17 protein-coding genes are annotated in these 18,792 nt (G+C 71.3%); 7 read left to right on the forward strand and 10 right to left on the reverse strand.

The window, feature by feature from the left end; translation table 11 throughout:
- Window positions 1-5: 5 nt before the first annotated feature.
- Window positions 6-578, reverse strand: coding sequence for a 16S rRNA (guanine(966)-N(2))-methyltransferase RsmD (rsmD, locus tag FHX82_RS15130; RefSeq protein WP_145938118.1), 573 nt, complete (start codon window positions 576-578; stop codon window positions 6-8).
- Between the two features lie 108 nt (window positions 579-686).
- Between rsmD and FHX82_RS15135 the strand changes: the two genes are divergently transcribed.
- Window positions 687-2,810, forward strand: a complete 2,124-nt coding sequence (locus FHX82_RS15135) for a HelD family protein (RefSeq protein WP_145938117.1) — start codon at window positions 687-689, stop codon at window positions 2,808-2,810.
- Window positions 2,801-3,769, forward strand: a complete 969-nt coding sequence (locus tag FHX82_RS15140; protein ID WP_183176636.1) for an LLM class flavin-dependent oxidoreductase — start codon at window positions 2,801-2,803, stop codon at window positions 3,767-3,769. The genes FHX82_RS15135 and FHX82_RS15140 overlap by 10 nt, the downstream gene beginning before the upstream one ends.
- Window positions 3,770-4,015: 246 nt before the next feature.
- Here the strand turns inward: FHX82_RS15140 and FHX82_RS15145 are convergent, their stop codons facing one another.
- From FHX82_RS15145 to FHX82_RS15165, 5 genes are all read right to left on the reverse strand, one after another.
- The gene (locus tag FHX82_RS15145) at window positions 4,016-5,314 is read right to left on the reverse strand and encodes an SAM-dependent methyltransferase (protein ID WP_145938231.1); all 1,299 of its coding nucleotides are present in this window, start codon (window positions 5,312-5,314) and stop codon (window positions 4,016-4,018) included.
- A gap of 118 nt (window positions 5,315-5,432) precedes the next feature.
- Window positions 5,433-8,807: a pyruvate carboxylase gene (locus FHX82_RS15150; protein ID WP_145938230.1), complete on the reverse strand. Its 3,375-nt coding sequence runs from the start codon at window positions 8,805-8,807 to the stop codon at window positions 5,433-5,435.
- A 92-nt stretch (window positions 8,808-8,899) separates the two neighbouring features.
- Complete coding sequence (locus FHX82_RS15155; RefSeq protein WP_308431593.1) at window positions 8,900-9,838, reverse strand: S8 family peptidase; 939 nt, start codon at window positions 9,836-9,838, stop codon at window positions 8,900-8,902.
- A 57-nt stretch (window positions 9,839-9,895) separates the two neighbouring features.
- Window positions 9,896-12,049, reverse strand: coding sequence for an ATP-dependent DNA helicase RecG (gene recG / locus FHX82_RS15160; protein WP_145938229.1), 2,154 nt, complete (start codon window positions 12,047-12,049; stop codon window positions 9,896-9,898).
- Window positions 12,050-12,052: 3 nt separating this feature from the next.
- Window positions 12,053-13,630, reverse strand: coding sequence for a fatty acid kinase ATP-binding subunit FakA (locus FHX82_RS15165; protein ID WP_145938228.1), 1,578 nt, complete (start codon window positions 13,628-13,630; stop codon window positions 12,053-12,055).
- A gap of 132 nt (window positions 13,631-13,762) precedes the next feature.
- On the opposite strand from FHX82_RS15165, the gene rpmB reads away from it, so the two are divergent.
- Window positions 13,763-13,954 carry a 50S ribosomal protein L28 gene (rpmB, locus tag FHX82_RS15170; protein ID WP_145938227.1) on the forward strand — a complete coding sequence of 64 codons (192 nt, stop codon included), beginning with the start codon at window positions 13,763-13,765 and terminating at the stop codon, window positions 13,952-13,954.
- Window positions 13,955-14,013: 59 nt separating this feature from the next.
- Here rpmB and FHX82_RS15175 read toward each other — a convergent pair whose 3' ends face one another.
- The gene (locus FHX82_RS15175) at window positions 14,014-14,691 is read right to left on the reverse strand and encodes a uracil-DNA glycosylase (protein ID WP_145938226.1); all 678 of its coding nucleotides are present in this window, start codon (window positions 14,689-14,691) and stop codon (window positions 14,014-14,016) included.
- Window positions 14,692-14,721: 30 nt separating this feature from the next.
- On the opposite strand from FHX82_RS15175, the gene FHX82_RS15180 reads away from it, so the two are divergent.
- On the forward strand, window positions 14,722-15,489 hold the full coding sequence (locus FHX82_RS15180; protein WP_145938225.1) for a crotonase/enoyl-CoA hydratase family protein: 768 nt from the start codon (window positions 14,722-14,724) through the stop codon (window positions 15,487-15,489).
- On the opposite strand, the gene FHX82_RS15185 is transcribed toward FHX82_RS15180, so the two are convergent.
- A complete protein-coding gene (locus FHX82_RS15185; RefSeq protein ID WP_145938224.1) occupies window positions 15,486-16,007 on the reverse strand; it encodes a gamma carbonic anhydrase family protein in 522 nt (173 codons plus the stop codon). The two genes, FHX82_RS15180 and FHX82_RS15185, sit on opposite strands and share 4 nt — an antisense overlap.
- Before the next feature lie 79 nt (window positions 16,008-16,086).
- Here FHX82_RS15185 and FHX82_RS15190 point away from each other — a divergent pair, with 79 nt between their 5' ends.
- Window positions 16,087-16,440 carry a ClpX C4-type zinc finger protein gene (locus FHX82_RS15190; protein ID WP_145938223.1) on the forward strand — a complete coding sequence of 118 codons (354 nt, stop codon included), beginning with the start codon at window positions 16,087-16,089 and terminating at the stop codon, window positions 16,438-16,440.
- Here FHX82_RS15190 and FHX82_RS15195 read toward each other — a convergent pair.
- Together FHX82_RS15195 and FHX82_RS15200 are read right to left on the reverse strand one after the other, a co-directional pair.
- On the reverse strand, window positions 16,404-16,907 hold the full coding sequence (locus FHX82_RS15195) for a GNAT family N-acetyltransferase (RefSeq protein ID WP_145938222.1): 504 nt from the start codon (window positions 16,905-16,907) through the stop codon (window positions 16,404-16,406). The genes FHX82_RS15190 and FHX82_RS15195 overlap by 37 nt on opposite strands.
- A 17-nt stretch (window positions 16,908-16,924) precedes the next feature.
- Window positions 16,925-17,893, reverse strand: coding sequence for a thiamine-phosphate kinase (locus FHX82_RS15200; protein WP_183176637.1), 969 nt, complete (start codon window positions 17,891-17,893; stop codon window positions 16,925-16,927).
- A gap of 116 nt (window positions 17,894-18,009) precedes the next feature.
- Between FHX82_RS15200 and FHX82_RS15205 the strand changes: the two genes are divergently transcribed.
- Both FHX82_RS15205 and FHX82_RS15210 read left to right on the forward strand, forming a co-directional pair.
- A complete protein-coding gene (locus FHX82_RS15205; RefSeq protein ID WP_091516423.1) occupies window positions 18,010-18,243 on the forward strand; it encodes an Lrp/AsnC ligand binding domain-containing protein in 234 nt (77 codons plus the stop codon).
- Between the two features lie 3 nt (window positions 18,244-18,246).
- On the forward strand, window positions 18,247-18,786 hold the full coding sequence (locus FHX82_RS15210; RefSeq protein WP_145938221.1) for a DUF3515 domain-containing protein: 540 nt from the start codon (window positions 18,247-18,249) through the stop codon (window positions 18,784-18,786).
- The last annotated feature ends 6 nt before the right edge of the window (window positions 18,787-18,792 follow it).

The following is an 18,792-nucleotide window of genomic DNA, read 5'->3' on the forward strand; positions in this document are numbered from 1 at the left end:
GGTGATCACGGCTCGTGGCGCGGCGAAGTGACGTACTCCGCCCAGTACAGCGCCGTGTCGCCGTGCCGCATCGCCCGGACCGGCGCGAATCCCGCGGGCCAGTCCGGTTCGCCGTCGCGCTGCGCCCGCTCGACGACCACCAAACCGTCTTCGGCGAGCCAGCCGCCCGCCGCGAGCGCGGTCAACATCACAGCGAGCCGGGCCGCGTCGACCGCGTACGGCGGATCGGCCAGCACCAGGTCGAACGGCTTCTCGGCGGGCTGGGCCAGCACGGCCTCCACCTGCCCGGCCCGCACCACGCCGCCCAGCGCGAGTTCCGCCACATTCCCCCGCAGCACCTGCACCGCCCGCCGGTCGGACTCGACGAACACCGCGTCGGCGGCGCCGCGCGAGAGCGCCTCCAGCCCCAGCGCACCGGATCCGGCGTAGAGGTCCAGCACCCGCGCGCCGTCGAGCTCACCGGCCGCCTGCAGCGCGTTGAACAGGGATTCCCGGACCCGTTCCGAGGTCGGCCGCGTGCCCTGGGGCGGCACCTTGAGCCGCCTGCCTCCCGCCCGTCCGGCGACGATCCTGGTCACCGGCCCATCTTCGCAGCCGTGATTTTGTCGCCGGGACTTGGTGAAGGGTTCGGGCGGCACGCGTAGAGTCGTTCTTCCTGTTGCGGGAGTGAGTCGTAGGAGCGCTGCGTGTCGGAACCTCGGGTCAGACGGGCCGAGATCGCCATCGAGCAAGAGCACGTCGATCGCGTTTACCGCCGACTCGCCGAGCTGCGGGCCCAGGCGGAGGCCATGCGCGCCAAGGGCTACGAGATCGGGCACGGCGCGCAGCGCGAGGCGGTGTTCGAGCAGGCGTCGATGCTGTTCGAGCGGGACATGATGGTGTTCCACGCCAACCAGACCCTGCAGACGCTCGACGCCGAGTACGAGGGTCTCGTGTTCGGCCGGCTGGACCAGACCAGCCGCGAGAAGATCTACGTCGGCCGCCTGGGCATCCGCGACGCCGAGTTCGACAACCTCGTCACCGACTGGCGCGCGCCCGCCGCTGCCGCGTTCTACCAGGCCACCGCCGAGGAGCCGATGGACGTGGTGCGCCGCCGCGTCATCCGCTGCTCCGGGCAGAACGTGCTGGACGTGGACGACGACGTGCTGATCCCGGACGCCGTGCCCGAGGACATGCAGGTGGTGGGCGAGGGCGCGCTGATGGCCGCCCTGGGGCGGTCGCGCGGGGAGAAGATGCGCGACATCGTCGCCACGATCCAGCGCGAGCAGGACGAGGTCATCCGCGCGCCGTGGCGTGGCGTCACCGAGATCACCGGCGGGCCGGGCACCGGCAAGACGGCCGTCGCGCTGCACCGCGCCGCGTACCTGCTGTACCGCCACCGCCGCCAGCTGGGTGGTGCGGGCGTGTTCGTGCTGGGTCCGTCCGGTGTGTTCACCAACTACATCTCGCGCGTGCTGCCGTCGATGGGCGAGACGAACGTGGAGCTGCGGGCGCTGGGCGAGGTGCTCGACGGCGTGGTCGCGACGCGCCAGGACTCCGCGCCGCTCGCGGCGATCAAGGGTTCGCTGCGGATGCGCAAGGTGCTGACGAGGGCGATGCGGGACACGCCGCCGGACGTGCCGGACGAGCTGCGGATCGTCTACCGCGGCGAGGTGCTCCGGTTGCGGGGCAAGGAGCTGGAGAAGGTGCGCCGCAAGGTGCACGGCCACGGCGGGCCGCCGAACCGGTCCCGCGTGCGGGCGGCGGAGACGCTGCTGGAGGCGCTGGCGGACAAGGCCGAGGAGAACGCGAAGGCCGACGGACGCAGCGTCGAACGGGCGGAGCTGATCACCGAGCTGGGTGAGCGGATCGACTTCCACCGGTTCCTCGTCGTGTGGTGGCCGGTGCTGTACCCGGGCGAGATCCTGCGCTGGCTGGGCGATCCGGCGCGGCTCACGCGGGCGGGCAAGGGCGTGCTCAGCCGCGACGAGGTCGACCTGCTGGCGGCGTCGTTCGCCGACCGCGAGCGGGAGTGGTCGGTCGCGGACGTGGCGTTGCTGGACGAGCTGCGGGTACTGGTGGGCCAGCCGCCGAAGCGGCGCCGCCGGGTGCAGTCGGTGGAGCTGGACGCGGCGCCGGCCGCGCGCGGCAGCGAGGGTCAGGGCCCGCACCGGCCCGAGCACTACGACGAGTACTCGCACATCGTGGTGGACGAGTCGCAGGACCTGTCGCCCATGCAGTGGCGGATGATCGGGCGGCGCGGGAAGTACGCGAGCTGGACGGTCGTCGGCGACCCGGTGCAGAGCTCGTGGCCCGATCCGGAGGAGGCCGCGCAGGCACGGGACCAGGCGTTCGGCCTGCGTACCGCGCGGCGCCGGTACACGCTGCGGACGAACTACCGGAACTCGAAGGAGATCTTCGACCTGGCCGCGAAGGTCGTGGCCGGGCACGCCGAGGCGGGTGAGCTGCCGGAGGCGGTGCGCACGACGGGCCTGGAGCCGGACGTGCGGATCGTCGAGCAGGCGGGTGTCGAGAGTGCGACGGAGGCCGCGGCGAAGGAGCTGCTGGACGCGGTCGAGGGCACGGTCGGTGTCATCTGCGCGATGGACCGGGTGCCGCAGGTGCGAGGCTGGTTGCAGGGGCAGGCGGACGAGCGGTTGAAGGTCGTCGGCAGTCTGGACTCGAAGGGACTGGAGTACGACGCGGTGGTGCTCGTGGAGCCCACGGAGCTGATCACGGAGTCGACCACGGGACGGCGGGTGCTGTACGTCGCGCTCACCCGTGCCACGCAGCAGCTGACGGTGGTGGCCACCGACCGGGAATGGCTGTGACGCTGTCAGTGCTGGACCTGGCACCGATCCCGGACGGTGGTGACGCTGGCACGGCGTTGCGGAACAGCCTGGATCTGGCCCGGCGGGTCGAGCAGCTGGGGTACCACCGGTACTGGGTGGCGGAGCACCACAACATGCCGGGCGTGGCCAGCGCCGCGACGGCCGTACTGGTGGCGCACCTCGCGCAGGTGACGACCGGCCTGCGGGTGGGTTCGGGCGGGATCATGCTGCCGAACCACGCGCCGCTCGTGGTGGCCGAGCAGTTCGGCACGCTGGAGGCCCTGCATCCCGGCCGGATCGATCTGGGGATAGGCCGAGCGCCAGGCACGGACGGCACAACGGCCGCGGCGCTGCGGGGCGCGCGGAACGTGGCGGACTTCCCGCAGCAGCTGGCTGAGCTGCTGACGTACTTCGAGCCGGACGAGACGCGCACGGTGCACGCCATCCCCGCGATCGGCCACAAACCCCCGGTGTGGCTGCTGGGTTCGAGCGGCTTCAGCGCGAAGCTGGCGGGAGAGCTGGGACTGCCGTTCGCGTTCGCCCACCACATCAGCGCGAGGAACACCCTGCCAGCGGTGCGGGTGTACCGGGAGTCGTTCCGCCCGTCCGAGGCGCTGCGGGAGCCGTACCTGATGCTGAGCGTGGCCGTGGTCTGCGCGGAAACGCAGGAGCGAGCCGACTGGCTGGCGGGCCCGGCGGAGCTCCGTTTCCTGAGCAGACACCACGGCCACCCGATCAAGCTCCCGACCCCGGAGACCGCAGCGTCCTACGACTACACCGATGAGGATCGGCAAGTGCTGCAGCGAAAGTTCGGCAGCCACCTGATCGGCACCCCGGAAACGGTGCACAAAGGCCTGAACGCCCTGGCCCAGGACACGGGCGCGAACGAACTGATGCTCACCACAATGACGCACAACCACAAAGACCGAGTGCGCTCGTACGAACTACTGGCCACATAAACAAAACCGGACACCCGGCAACGAAACCCAGCCCGGCACCCGCCCAGACCTCCCCCGTCCCCGATACAAAGCCGTCATTAGCGGTCGACGCGCCGTGTCAAGGGTGAGGCGAAGCCTCATCGCGAAGCGACGCCGAAGGCGCCCTTGACGCGGCGTGCCGACCGTTAAACACTCAAAAATCGGGGCGCCCACGCAACCACAGTTCACGCGCGCAGCGCGGCTTCACGCGCGCAGCGCGGCTCCTGCTCAGGACAACAACGCCTTCCGCGTCCTCGGCATCCCCGACTTTCCGTCCTGTTCCTTCACCGCCAGTACCTGGTTCACGCCGATCGAGCCCCTCTCGAAGGTCAGCGCCGACGCGGCCATGTACAGGCGCCACACCCGGGCGCGGCCCTCGCTGGTCAGCCGTACCGCGTCGGACCAGCGCGCCTCCAGGTTCGCGACCCATGCGCGCAGGGTCAGGGCGTAGTGCTCGCGCAGCGCCTCGACGTCGCGGATCTCGAAGCCCGCCTCCTCGATGGCGCTCACCATGACGCTCACCGGCTCCAGCTCGCCGTCCGGGAAGACGTAGCGGTTGATGAACGACGTCTTGTCGTTCGTGTGGCCCGGCACGCCCGCCTTGCGGGAGATGGCGTGGTTGAGCAGCCTGCCCTGCGGCTTGAGCAGGTCGTACAGCGTCTTCGCGTACGTCGGCAGCATCGACTGGCCCACGTGCTCCGCCATGCCGATGCTGGAGATCGCGTCGAACGGGCCGTCGTGCACGTCCCGGTAGTCCTGGACCCGGATCTCCACCAGGTCCGACAGGCCCTCCTCCGCCACGCGCTTGCGGGCGAAGTCGGCCTGCGCCTGCGACAGCGTGATACCGACCGCGTGGGCGCCGTACTCCCGCGCGGCGTGGATGACGAACGTGCCCCAGCCGCAGCCGACGTCGAGGACCCGCATGCCCTGGTGCAGCCCGAGCTTGCGGGCCACGAGGTCGACCTTCGCCGTCTGGGCGTCTTCCAGCGTCTTCGCGTTGTCGTCCCAGACCGCGCACGAGTAGGTCATCGACGGGCCCAGCACGAGCGCGTAGAAGTCGTTGCCGACGTCGTAGTGGTGGCTGATCGCCTCCGCGTCACGGCGCTTCGAGTGCAGCCGCCCGGCCAGCCTGATCTCCTCGGCCGGGGGCTTGGGCGGCAGGCCGAACGCCCGCAGCCGCAGCCCGGTCTTGATGACGTCGCGCTTGACCGCGCCGTCCACGGCCAGCGTGCCGGACTGCGCGCCGACGACGCGTTCGAGGTGGGAAAGGCTTTCGAAGAAATCGGACTCGACGTCGAGATCCCCCGACACGAAACACCGGGCGATACCGAGCTCGTTCGGCGCCCACAGCAGCCTGCGCAACGCCCGGCGGCGCCTCAGCACCAGCCGCACCGGAGCGTCCGGCGGACCGGCCTCGCTCCCGTCCCAGCAGCGGATACGGAGCGGGATTGCGCTGCCCAGCACCGCACGGATCAGACCGTAGACGGATTCAGCGGCAGCGTTGCGCGAGGTGACCACGTACCTCATTCAAGCACTTACCGGGACTTCACGCCCATACCCGCGAGGCTGATTCGCCCGAACTGCCGGAATCGGAGGCCGTGTACTTTCCCACAGGAAATCCGCGGGAAAGTACACGGCCGTTCTGCTACTCCAGCACCAGGAGGAGGTCGCCGCCCTCGACCTGCTGGACCGAGTTGATGGCGAGCCTGCCCACCTTGCCGCCCGTCGCGGCGGTGATCGACGCCTCCATCTTCATCGCCTCGATCGTGGCCACCGTGGCGCCCGCGGCCACCTCGTCACCCTCCCGCACGGACAGCGTGACGACCCCGGCGAACGGCGCGGCGACGTGCTTCGGGTTGCCCTTGTCGGCCTTCTCCGCCGCCGGCAGGTCCGACGCCACCGAGCGGTCGCGCACCTGGATCGGCCGCAGCTGTCCGTTGAGGCTGGACATCACCGTGCGCATGCCGCGCTCGTCGGCCTCGCCGATGGCCTCCAGCTCGATGAGCAGCCGTACGCCCGGTTCGAGGTCCACCTGGTACTCCTCCCCCGGGCGCAGCCCGTAGAAGAAGTCCTTGCTCGGCAGCACGCTCGTGTCGCCGTACGCCTCGCGGTGCGCCTCGAACTCCTTCGTCGGCGCCGGGAACAGCAGCCGGTTGAGCGTCCGGCGCCGGTCGTTCGCCAGCCCTTCGCGGTCCTCGGCGGACAGCTCGGTCTCCGGCTTCGGCTCGGCGCGGCCTTCGAGCGCCTTGGTGCGGAACGGCTCCGGCCAGCCGCCGGGCGGGTCGCCCAGCTCGCCGCGCAGGAAGCCGATCACCGAGTCCGGAATGTCGTACTTGTTCGGCTCCGCCTCGAACTTCTCCGGCGACACCCCGGCGCCGACGAGGTGCAGCGCGAGGTCACCGACCACCTTGGACGAAGGCGTGACCTTCACCAGGTGGCCGAGGATCCGGTCGGCGGCTGCGTACATCGCCTCGATGTCCTCGAACCGGTCGCCGAGGCCGAGCGCGCGGGCCTGCGTGCGCAGGTTGGACAGCTGCCCGCCGGGGATCTCGTGGTCGTACACGCGGCCGGTCGGCGAGGCGAGCCCCGCCTCGAACGGCGCGTAGATCTTGCGCACGATCTCCCAGTACGGCTCCAGGTTCCCGACTGCCCGCAGGCTCAGGCCCGTCGGCCGCTCGGAGTGGTCGGTCGCCGCGACGATCGCCGACAGCGACGGCTGCGACGTGGTGCCCGCCATCGACGCCACCGCACCGTCCACCGCGTCCGCACCCGCGCCGATCGCCGCGAGGTACGTGCCCAGCTGGCCGCCTGCGGTGTCGTGGGTGTGGATGTGCACCGGCAGGTCGAACTCCTTGCGCAGCGCGGAAACCAGCTTCGCCGCGGCGGGTGCGCGCAGCAGGCCCGCCATGTCCTTGATGGCGAGCACGTGCGCCCCGGCGCCGACGATCTGCTCGGCGAGCTTCAGGTAGTAGTCCAATGTGTACAGCTTCTCGGCCGGGTCCGAGAGGTCCGAGGTGTAGCAGAGGGCGACCTCGGCGACGGCCTTGCCGGTCTCGCGCACCGCCTCGATGGCGGGCCGCATCTGCTCGACGTCGTTGAGGGCGTCGAAGATGCGGAAGATGTCGATGCCGGTGTTGGTGGCCTCTTCGACGAAGGCGTTGGTCACCTCCGTCGGGTACGGCGTGTAGCCGACGGTGTTACGCCCGCGCAGCAGCATCTGCAGGCAGATGTTCGGCACGGCCTCACGCAGCCGCGCGAGCCGCTCCCACGGGTCCTCGGCGAGGAACCGCAGCGCGACGTCGTAGGTCGCGCCGCCCCAGCACTCCAGCGACAGCAGCTGCGGCAGGGTGTGCGCGACGGCCGGGGCCACGGCGAGCAGATCCTTCGTGCGCACGCGCGTGGCGAGCAGGGACTGGTGCGCGTCGCGGAACGTCGTGTCGGTGACGCCGACCGTCGGGGACTCCCGCATCCAGCGTGCGAAGCCCTCCGGGCCCAGCTCGGTGAGCTTCTGCTTCGACCCGGCGGCGGGCTCGCCGTTCGGCACCTCCGGCAGCTTGCTCGCCGGGTCGACGAGCCGCGGGCGGTCGCCGTGCGGCTTGTTGACCGTGACGTCCGCGAGGTACGTCAGCAGGCGCGTGCCGCGGTCGGCGGAGTGCCGCGCGGTGAGCAGGTGCGGGCGCTCCTCGATGAACGACGTGGTGACACGGCCGTTGCGGAAGTCCTCGTCGTCCAGCACCGCCTGCAGGAACGGGATGTTCGTGGCGACCCCGCGGATGCGGAACTCCGCCAGCGCCCGGCGGGCGCGGTTCGCCGCGGTCTTGAAGTCCCGCCCGCGGCAGGTGAGCTTGACGAGCATCGAGTCGAAGTGGGCGCTGATCTCCGTGCCCGCGAAGGCGGTACCGCCGTCGAGCCGGATGCCGGAACCACCGGGCGAGCGGTAGGCGCTGATCATCCCGGTGTCCGGGCGGAACCCGTTCGCCGGGTCCTCGGTGGTGATGCGGCACTGCATCGCCGCGCCACGCAGGTAGACCTTGTCCTGCGACAGGCCGAGGTCCGCCAGCGTCTCGCCGGACGCGATGCGCATCTGCGACTGCACGAGGTCGACGTCGGTGACCTCCTCGGTGACCGTGTGCTCGACCTGGATGCGCGGGTTCATCTCGATGAAGTGGTGCTGCCCCTGCTTGTCGAGCAGGAACTCCACGGTGCCCGCGTTGCGGTAGCCGATCTTGCGGGCGAACGCGACGGCGTCGTTGCAGATCCGTTCGCGCAGCTCCGGGTCGAGGTTCGGCGCCGGGGCCAGCTCGATGACCTTCTGGTGGCGCCGCTGCACGGAGCAGTCGCGCTCGAAGAGGTGAATGACGTTGCCCTCGCCATCCGCGAGGATCTGCACCTCGATGTGCCGCGGGTCGACGACGGCCTTCTCCAGGAACACCGTCGGGTCGCCGAACGCGGACTCGGCCTCGCGCGCGGCGGCTTCGATCGACTCGCGCAGGTTCGCCGGGTCGTCGACGCGCCGCATCCCGCGGCCACCGCCACCGGCGACGGCCTTGACGAAGACCGGGAAGCCGATCTCGTCGGCGGCGGCCACGAGGGCGTCCACATCGGTCGACGGCTGGGACGAGCCGAGCACGGGCACGCCGGCGTCGCGGGCGGCGGCCACGGCGCGGGCCTTGTTGCCGGTCAGTTCGAGGATCTGCGCGCTGGGGCCGATGAAGGTGATCCCGGCCTGTTCACAGGCCAGCGCGAGATCGGGGTTCTCGGACAGGAAACCGTAACCGGGGTAGATGGCGTCGGCCCCGGCCTTCCTCGCCGCGCCGACGATCTCGTCGACCGACAGGTAGGCACGCACCGGGTGGCCCTCGACGCCGATTTCGTAGGCTTCGTCGGCCTTCAGCCGGTGCAGTGAGTTGCGATCCTCGTACGGGAACACCGCCACCGTGCCCGCGCCCAGCTCATAGCCGGCGCGGAAGGCACGGATGGCGATCTCACCACGGTTGGCGACGAGTACCTTCCGGAACATGCCCGGTCCTTCCTCTGGCGTACGGATCGGTGGAGGGCTGACGTTACCTTGCCGATCCCGTCACGCGGGAGTTCAGTCCCGGGTGATGGACGTCATTGAGCTTCGGAAACGTTCTCGGAAACGGTGCAGAGAAGCCGGTTCGGGGTGCCCTGCGGGACGCCCGTCAGGACGTTCGCCGTGGCGTTCCTGACGAGCGCCGCGGTGACCTCCGCTGGGGTTGCGGACGGGTGCTCGGCGCGGTAGAGGGCTGCCGCGCCCGCGACGAACGCCGCCGCCATCGAGGTGCCCGACGTGTTCACCGGGCCGGACGGCGAGCTCGACGGGATGTCCACCCCGGGCGCGTACAGGTCGAGGCCCGCGCCGAAGTTCGACTTCGGCGACACCGCGCCGCTGGAGTCCATCGCGCCCACCGTCAGCACGTCCGGCACGCGGCCGGGCGACGTCGTCGAGACGTCCGCGGCGTTCCAGCCCGCGGGCACCACCACCGGCATCGCCGCGGCCAGTGTCTGCACCGCCTTGTCGAGCTGGTCGTTCGCGGGGCCGCCGATGCCGAGCACGGCCACCGCGGGCTGCTTCGCGTTCTGCGCGACCCACCCGATTCCCGAGATGATGTTCAGCAGGTTGCCGTTCCCGCTGTTGTCGAGCACCTTCACCGGAACGATGCGCACGCCCTTCGCGACGCCGTACGTCTGCCCGCCGAGGATGCTCGCCAGCCGCGTGCCGTCGCCGTTGCCGTCGGTGGTGTCGGTGTTGCCGTCGACGAAGTTCTGCCCCGCTTCGACCCGGGCGCCGAACTCCGCCTGCGTCCCGTCGACACCCGTGTCGATGACGTACACCGTCACCTGGTCGGCCGTCGTGTCGTAGCGGTAGAGGTGGTCGGTGGCCCCGTCGCGCTGGTCGATGCGATCCAGGCCCCAGCTCGGCGGGTTGTCCTGCCTGCCGGATTCGGCCAGTGCGGGAGCGGCCGCCGTCAGCGTGGCGGCGACGGTCAGGAGCAACGAGATCGCGGTACGCGCCGGAAACCTGTTCACATCCGCAGGGTGACCCGCTCACCCACAAGGCACAAACGCTGTCCCACTATCGGGCGGTCAGGACTTCTCCAGGTACTCCGCCCGCTCGCCGTCGACCACCGCCGCCACCAGGTCCGCCAGCCCGGGGTGGTCCGTCAGCGCCGGGTCCTCCGCCACGATCTCCTGCGCCCGCAGGCGCGCCTCGGCGATCGTCTCCTCGTCCCGCAGCAGCGACAGCAGCTTGAGGCTCGACCGCTTGCCCGACTGGGCGGCGCCGAGGATGTCGCCTTCCCGGCGCAGTTCCAGGTCCAGGCGCGAAAGCTCGAAGCCGTCGGTGGTGGACTCGACCGCGTTCAGCCGCTCCCGAGTGAACGTGCCGTCGAGCGCCTCGGTGACCAGCAGGCACAGCCCGGCCACGCTGCCCCGCCCGACGCGGCCGCGCAGCTGGTGCAGCTGGCTCACGCCGAACCGGTCCGCGTCCATGATCACCATCGCGGTCGCGTTGGGCACGTTGACACCGACCTCGATCACCGTGGTGGCCACCAGCACGTCGAGCTTCCCGGCGGCGAAGGCGCGCATCACCGCGTCCTTCTCGTCGGCGGCGAGCCGGCCGTGCAGGATCCCGATCCGCAGCCCCGCGAGCGGCCCGGCCTCCAGCTCGGCCGCCACGTCGAGCACCGCGAGCGGCGGGCGCTTGTCGCTCTTGTCCGACGGCGGCTCGTCACCGATCCGCGGGCACACCACGTACGCCTGGTGCCCCTTCGCGACCTCCTCGCGCACCCGCTGCCACACCCTGTCCAGCCACGCGGGCTTCTCGGCGACGGGCACGACGGTGGTGGAGATCGGCGAGCGGCCGACCGGCATCACGCGCAGCGCCGACGTCTCCAGGTCGCCGTACACGGTCATCGCGACCGTGCGGGGAATCGGCGTCGCGGTCATCACCAGCACGTGCGGGCTCGTGTCGTTCGCACCCCGCGTACGCAGCGCGTCCCGCTGCTCGACGCCGAAGCGGTGCTGCTCGTCGACCACCACGAACCCGAGGTCGGCGAAGGACACCGTGTCCTGGATCAGCGCGTGCGTGCCGACCACGATGCCCGCCGCGCCGCTCGCCGCGTCCAGCAGCGCCTGCTTGCGCTCCTTCGCGGGCATCGAACCGGTGAGCAGGGTGATCTTCGTGGCCTGCTCCGCCGCGCCCAGCTCGCCCGCCTGGCCGAGCTCGCCCAGCATCTCCCGCAGCGAGCGCGCGTGCTGCGCGGCGAGGACCTCGGTGGGCGCGAGCATCGCGGCCTGGCGCCCGGAGTCGACGACCTGGAGCATCGCCCGCAGCGCGACGACGGTCTTGCCGCTGCCGACCTCGCCCTGCAGCAGCCGGTTCATCGGGTGCTCGCGCTCCAGATCCGCCGCGATGTGGTCGCCCACCTCGCGCTGCCCGCTGGTCAGCTCGAACGGCAACCGCTGGTCGAACGCTTCGAGGAGACCGCCCGGCTTCGGCGGGCACGCGGGCGCGGGCCGCGACACCGTGGAGAACCGGCGCTGCGCGAAGATCAGCTGGATCGCCATCGCCTCGTCCCACTTGAGCCGCTCGCGCGCGGCGTCGAGGGCGCGCTGGTCCTGCGGGCGGTGGATGGCGTGCAGCGCGTCGAACAGTTCGAGGAAGCCGTAGCGCTTGCGCAGCGCCTGCGGCATCGGGTCCTCCTCGCGCTCCAGCGTGTCCAGCACCTGCCGGACGCACCGCGCGATGGACCACGACGGCACGCCCGACGCCGCCGGGTAGACGGGGATGATCGCGCCGACGAAGTCGTCCATGGCGCTCTCGTTGTTCTCGTCGAGCATCTGGTACTCGGGGTTCGCGAGCTGCAGCTTGTTGCGGAACGCGGTGACCTTGCCCGCGAACAGGCCCGTCTTGCCCAGCTGCAGCTCCCGCTCGCGCTGGTGGGCATTGCCGAAGAACGCGCACTCCAGCCTGCGCTGCCCGTCGGTGATGGTCATTTCGAGGATCCAGCCGGGCTTGTTGCGCATCCGGCGCTTGTTGACCTTCTCGATGCGCGCCATGACGGTGGCGTGCTCGCCGATCTCCAGGCCCGCGATGTTCGTCAGCTCGCCGCGCTCGGCGTAGCGGCGCGGGTAGTGGCGCAGCAGGTCGGCGACGGTCACGATGCCCAGCGCCTCGTCCAGCGCCGTCGCCGTCTTCTTGCCCAGCAACGAGGTCAGCTTGTCGCCAAGGACTGTCATTTCCTACTCCACGCCGATCAGCAGCACCGCTTCGGTCTGGCCGCCGGGATAGCTCACGAACTCGACCTCCGGCCGTTCCTCGCACAGCAGGTCCGCCAGCTCCCCCGCCACCCCTTCGGGCGCCGCGGCACCGGTCAGCACGGTGACCAGCTCGCCGCCGACCGCGAGCATCCGCCGCAGCACGGTCATCGCCGCGGTGACCAGGTTCTCCTCCGTCGACGGCTCCACCAGCACGACCTCGCCGTCGACGAAGCCGATGAGGTCGCCGGGGTGCGCCGGCCCCACCCAGGTTAACGACTCCTCCTGCGCGACCACGAGCTCGCCACGCCGCGTCGCCGCGGCCGCCTCGGCCATCGCCACCACGTCGTCGTTCACCCGGCGCGCCGGGTCGTGCACGGCGAGCGCGGCCAGCACCTGCACCGGGGAAGCACACGGGATCACGACCACCTCGCGGTCGCCGATCATGGCGTGCCCGGCCGTCGCGTCGGCGGCTTCGGTGAGGTCCATGCCGCCGGGGAGGATCGTGACGTGCCCGACCGCGCGCTCGGTGACGAGGCCCAGCATCTCCTCGACGCTGGGCTTCGCGTCCTGAGGGGCCGCGAGGACCGCGACGCCCTCTTCGCGCAGCAGTTCGGCCAGCTCGTCGCCGCGCACGACGGCGACGACAGCGCGGTCCGGCCCCGCCGGGGCCTCGATCGGGACGGGCGTGATCAGCGGCTCGACGCGGATCCGCCGGGGACGGCCGAGGGCGAGGCCCGCTTCGATGGCGGCGCCGATGTCGGCGCAGTGCACGTGGACGGCGTACGCGCCCGAGCCGTCTCCCGCGACGGTGACGCTGTCACCGAGGCCGCTCAACGTGTGCCGCAACCCGGGCAGGTCGGCTTCCGCGGCGTCTTCGAGCAGGTACATGACCTCCCACGCGTACGGCGCGGGCTCGGCGTCCTCGGACTCCGAGTGCGCTTCGCACGAGTGGACCGGCTCGGTGGCCGTCCCCAGGACGACCCCGGCGAGCGCGTCGAGAACGGCGACGAGCCCGCGCGCGCCCGCGTCGACGACACCGGCGGAGGCGAGAACGGGCAGCTGCTGCGGAGTCTGTTCGAGAGCGGCCGAGGCGGCCTTCGCGGCTGTCGTGACGACGTCGTGGAGGTCGGTGCTCTCGACGGTGGTGGCCACGGCGTGCAGGACGGTGAGCATCGTGCCCGCGACCGGCCGGGCGACCGCATCGGTGGCGACGCGGTCGGCGTGCACCAGTGCGTCGGCGAGCGCGGGGCCGTCCAGCTCGGGCTTGCCGCCGGCGGCTTCGGCCAGGCCGCGCAGGACCTGCGAGAGGATGACGCCGGAGTTGCCGCGGGCGCTGCGCACCGCGCCGCGGGCGAGCTGGGCCAGTGCCTCGGACGCGCTCTCGGGTGCGGGGGTCAGCGCGTTGCGGGCGCCGGTCATCGTGTGGAGGAGGTTGGAGCCGGTGTCGGAGTCGGCCACCGGGTAGACGTTGATGCCGTTGATGGCCGGGCGCAGCACGTCGAGGCTGTGCACACACGCCGACGCCCAGGCCACCACCGCAGCCCCGTCCAACGCCCGCACGTCCGCCTCCCTCCCGTTCCCGGCAGCGTATCGACCCGGGCGCGGAAGGCATCAACGCACTAGTTACTATGGTCGAGTTGCCCGGCCCCGCTGGGCGTGGTTTGTCTTCCCTGATCGTCAAAGGAGTTCGACGTGGCTGCCGTGTGCGACGTCTGTGGCAAGGGACCGGGCTTCGGCAAGTCCGTCTCGCACTCCCACCGGCGTACCAACCGCCGCTGGAACCCGAACATCCAGACCGTCCATGCCAAGGTCGGTGTGTCCCAGCGCAAGCGCCTGAACGTGTGCACCTCGTGCCTCAAGGCCGGCAAGGTCGTGCGGGGCTGATCCCCTGGCTTCCGGGCCCGGGCGGACTGCGGTCCCCCGGGCCTTTTGCCGTGCCCGGGTTACGGCAGCTTCCAGTCGATGGGTTCGCCGCCCTGCTGGACGAGCAGTTCGTTGACCCTGCTGAAGGGGCGCGAGCCGAAGAAGCCGTTGTGCGCCGAGAGCGGGCTCGGATGCACCGACTCGATGCACGGCACTCCCTTGAGCAGCGGTTTCAGGCTCCGCGCCTGCGAACCCCACAGGATCGCGACCAGCGGGCCACCCCGGGCGGCCAGCGCGCGGATCGCCTGCTCGGTGATCTCCTCCCAGCCCTTGCCCTTGTGGGAGTTCGGCGAACCCGGGCGCACGGTCAGCGCCCTGTTGAGCAGCAGCACGCCCTGCTCGGTCCACGGCGTCAGGTCCCCGTTGGACGGCAGCGGATGACCGAGGTCGTCGCAGTACTCCTGGTAGATGTTGACCAGGCTCTTGGGCAGCGGCCGCACGTCGGGCGCCACCGCGAAGCACAGGCCGATCGGGTGACCCGGCGTCGGGTACGGGTCCTGCCCGACGATGAGCACCCGCACGTCCGCGAAGGGCTGCTGGAACGCCCGCAGCACGTTCTCCCCCGACGGCAGGTAACGCCGTCCCGCCGCGATCTCGGCACGCAGGAAGTCCCCCATCGCCGCGATGCGGTCGGCGACCGGGGCGAGGGCCTCGGCCCAGCCCGCTTCCACGATCTCTGCCAACGGTTTTGCAGCCACGGCCCGCGACTCTAGCGCTATAACGGACTGATGGCTGACGTGCGGGTCGAGGTCGAGGGCACCACCACGACGATCTGGCTGGACCGCCCGGACCGGCGCAACGCCGTCGACCGGGGGATGGCGGCCGAACTCCGCGCCGCGTTCGAGGATTTCGAGGCCGATCCGGGGCAGCGGGTCGCGGTGCTGGCCGGGTCCGGTGGGACTTTCTGCGCCGGCGCCGACCTGACCGCGGTGAACGATCCCTTGCGCCGCAACGAACTCGACGCGGACGGCGCGGGCCCCATGGGTCCGACCAGGATGGCGTTGGGCAAACCGCTCGTCGCGGCGATCGCGGGGCACGCGGTGGCGGGCGGGCTGGAACTGGCCCTGCTCGCTGACCTGCGGATCGTGGAGCGCGACGCGGTGCTCGGGGTGTTCTGCCGCCGCTGGGGAGTGCCGCTGATCGACGGCGGAACCGTGCGGCTGCCCAGGATCGTCGGGCTGGGGCGGGCGCTGGACCTGATCCTCACCGGACGTCCGGTGGCGGCCGAGGAGGCACTGGCGATGGGGCTGGCGAACCGCGTGTGCGAACCCGGGCAGGCGGTCGCCACGGCCCAGGCGCTGGCGGCGGAGATCGCGGGATTTCCGTTCGACTGCGTGCTGACCGACCGCGCCTCGGCCTACGCCGGGCTGGACCTGCCACTCGCGGAGGCGCTGCGCGCCGAGGGCGCGGCAGGCAACCCGATCGTGGCACGCGAAGGTGCCGCCGGAGCCGCCCGCTTCACCTCCGGCGCCGGGCGGCACGGGGCCTTCGACTAGTCCAGCCGCCTGAGGTTGGCGCGGAACGCCTTCGCCCGCTCGACGTAGCCGTCCACCACGCGCTTGATCTGTTCCGGGCCGAAGGACGTGTTCGGGCGCGTCTTGGCCGGTACGCCGAGCGCGATGTGGCCCGACGGCACGTGCGAGCGGTACGACAGCACCGCGCCGGCGCCGACCATGGCGCCGTCCTCGACGACGCTTCCGTTGAGCACCACCGAACCCGACGCGATCAGGCAACCGCTCCCGATGCGGGCGCCTTCGACGTGCACGGCGTGCCCGATCGCCGACGACGGGCCGAGGATCGTCGGCTCCGCCGCCGTGCAGTGGACGACACAACCGTCCTGGATGTTCGACCGCTCCCCCACCTCGATGTACCCGTGGTCACCCCGCAGCACGGTCTGCGGCCAGACCGACGCGCCCGCCGCGATCCGCACGTCGCCGATCACCGTGGCGTCGGGGTGGACGTAGGCGTCCGGGTGGATGGAGGGCACGAGGTCGCCGAGCGCGTAGATCGCCATGCGCCCCATTGCACCACGCGGTGCTTGTCAGGAATATCCTGACAACTGTAAGGTCCGTCCTGACACCAAGGAGAACGCCATGACCACTGCGATCGCGCACTGCTCTTTCTGCCGGAAGCCCAGCACCGAGGTCCGCAAACTGGTGGCAGGGCCCGGAGTCTTCATCTGCGACGGCTGCGTCACGCTCGCGGCGGAGGTGGTTACGGGCGACCCCGGACCGGATTCCCCTGTCCTGCCATGGGATCTGGACCTACCGCTCGACGCCGTGCTGGCGAACCTCACCACCGTCGCCGCCGCGGGGGCGCAGGCCGAGCGCAACCTCCGGCTCTGGGTGGGCAAAGCACGCGCACTCGGCGGCACCTGGACGCAGATCGGCGAAGCGCTCGGGATGACGCGTCAGTCGGCGTGGGAGCGGTTCTCCGGGGAGGACTGAAGCTCCTTGGCGAAACACCGGCTCGTCTCGTGGTCGCGGTAGTAGCCGAACTTGGGGATCTCCACATACCCCGACGAGCGGTACAACGCGATCGCCTCCGGCTGTTTCAGGCCCGTCTCCAGGACCATCCGCCGGTGGCCCGCCGCGGCCGCCGTGCGTTCCAGCTCCGCGAGCACCGTCCGGGCGAAACCGTTGCCCCGCGCGGATTCCACCACGTACATCCGCTTGATCTCGGCGTCTCCCGCCCGCAGCCCCGGCGGCGGCACGGGGTGCGAACGCCAGCCACCGCACGCGACCGGTGTGCCTTCCGAATACCCGACGAGGAACAGGCCCTGCGGCGGCGTGAACTCCGTCGCGTCGATCGAAGAGAGGTCGCGGTCGCCGTAGCGCACGACGTACTCCTCCTGGACCTCCTCGGTCAGCTTGACGGCGTCCGGGTCGTCGAAAGGGAGCACGCGAAGGTCCACACCACCACATTATGGTGTCAGCGCCAGTGCTCCCAACCGCTTTCCTCGGCGTAGACCTCGCCGTCCACCGTGACGCCCGAGCCCGTCTTCGTGACCATGCCGATCCCCCGCCACCCCTCGGGCAGCCTCACCGACGGCGGGAAGGTCGCCGCCAGCGCGTGGTCCTCGCCGCCGGTCAGCACCCACCGCAGCGGGTCGTTGCCCAGCGCGGTACCGACCTCGACCAGGCGGGGGTGCACCTCCAGCAGCCCGGTGCGCACGTCGATCCCGACGTCCGAAGCCTCCGCGACGTGCCCGAGATCGGCCAGCAGCCCGTCGGAGACGTCGATCATCGCCGTGGCACCGGCGTCGGCCGCGGCCGGACCGGCGGCGTACACCGGTTCCGGATACCGCTGTGCGTTCGCGACCGTCACCGGCGAGCGGAACCCGCGGTGCAGCACCGCCAGTCCGGCGGCTGCCCAGCCGAGACGCCCGCACACCGCGACGACGTCACCGGGTCGCGCACCGGAACGGGTGACCGGCGTTCGCCCGCCCAGGTCACCCAGCGCCGTGATGCTCACCACGAGCTGGCCTGCCTGCACCATGTCCCCGCCGACGACCCCCGCGCCCGCGCCGGACGCCTCGGCCCACATGCCGTCGGTGAGCCCCTTCACCACCTCGGCCGGCGTGTCGGCGGGGCACGCGAGCCCGACGAGGACCGACGTCGGCACCGCGCCCATCGCCGCGATGTCGGCGAGGTTCACCGCCACCGCCTTGCGCCCCACCTGTTCCGGTGTGGACCAGTCGAGCCGGAAGTGCACGCCCTGCACCAGCACGTCGGTGCTCGCCACCACCCGCCCGTCGGGCTGCGCGACCACGGCCGCGTCGTCACCGGGACCCAGCAGAGTGCTCTCGGGCTGTGTTCGGCCCGCCGTCACCACCCGGATGAGACCGAACTCACCCAGTTCGGCGACGGTGCCGCCAGCAGACACGTCGTGTGACGACACTTCCTCACTCCGTCCCTCTTAAGTCGGAAAGTCGGATGACCTATGGTCTCTCGGTTGGGGTAGGTTCTTCTCACGTTCCTACCGTGAGTCGGACGCAGAAGACGAAGGGGCGCGCCGTGGTTCACGCATACATCCTCATCCAGACCGAAGTCGGCAAGGCCGCGGCGGTGGCGGCGGAGATCTCGGGCATTCCCGGAGTCACGACGTCGGAGGACGTGACGGGTCCCTACGACGTGATCGTCCGCGCCGAGGCCGACACCGTGGACCAGCTGGGACAGCTGGTGGTCGCGAAGGTGCAGGGTGTCGAGGGCATCACCCGCACCCTCACGTGCCCGGTGGTACACCTCTAGACCGTGCCCGAAGAACAGACCGGCGCCCCGCCGCGGCGGATGATCGTCCTCGCGGCGGTGCTCGCCGTCGCGCTGGCGGCCGCGGTCGCCGTGCTCAGCCTCGTCAACCGCTCCGCGCAGGACCAGCCGGACAACGGCCCGCTCGCGCTCGTCACGGTGCCGGCGCCGCAGGCGGACTCCCCGGAGTGCGCGACGCTGGTCCCCGCGCTGCCCGCGCAGCTGACGTCCAACGGCAAGACGCTGGACCACCGGGAGATCGCCGAGCCCGCGCCGCCCGCCACCGTCGCGTGGGGCGCGCCGGACGCGATCGTGCTGCGGTGCGGGATCGACCGCCCCGCGGAGCTGACGCCGACGGCGCAGCTGCGCGTGGTGTCGGGCGTGCAGTGGCTGCCGGTGGAGGGCGACGGCACGTCGACGTGGTACGTCGTCGACCGCAACGTCTACGTCGGGCTCACCGTGCCGGACTCCGCGGGCACCGGCCCGCTGCAGACGATCTCGGACGTCGTCGCCGCGAAGCTGCCCGCGGTACCGCTGAGGTTCTGACCCAGC

The organism is Amycolatopsis bartoniae (genome assembly GCF_014191255.1).
GTDB classification, from domain to species: domain Bacteria; phylum Actinomycetota; class Actinomycetes; order Mycobacteriales; family Pseudonocardiaceae; genus Amycolatopsis_E; species Amycolatopsis_E bartoniae.

Coding starts and splice junctions, on each gene's coding strand:
- FHX82_RS15140 (WP_183176636.1), top strand. CDS start 2,801: ATGGCTGTGACGCTGTCAGTGCTGGACCTGGCACCGATCCCGGACGGT.
- FHX82_RS15145 (WP_145938231.1), bottom strand. CDS start 5,314: ATGAGGTACGTGGTCACCTCGCGCAACGCTGCCGCTGAATCCGTCTAC.
- FHX82_RS15150 (WP_145938230.1), bottom strand. CDS start 8,807: ATGTTCCGGAAGGTACTCGTCGCCAACCGTGGTGAGATCGCCATCCGT.
- recG (WP_145938229.1), bottom strand. CDS start 12,049: ATGACAGTCCTTGGCGACAAGCTGACCTCGTTGCTGGGCAAGAAGACG.
- FHX82_RS15180 (WP_145938225.1), top strand. CDS start 14,722: ATGGCTGACGTGCGGGTCGAGGTCGAGGGCACCACCACGACGATCTGG.
- FHX82_RS15185 (WP_145938224.1), bottom strand. CDS start 16,007: ATGGCGATCTACGCGCTCGGCGACCTCGTGCCCTCCATCCACCCGGAC.
- FHX82_RS15190 (WP_145938223.1), top strand. CDS start 16,087: ATGACCACTGCGATCGCGCACTGCTCTTTCTGCCGGAAGCCCAGCACC.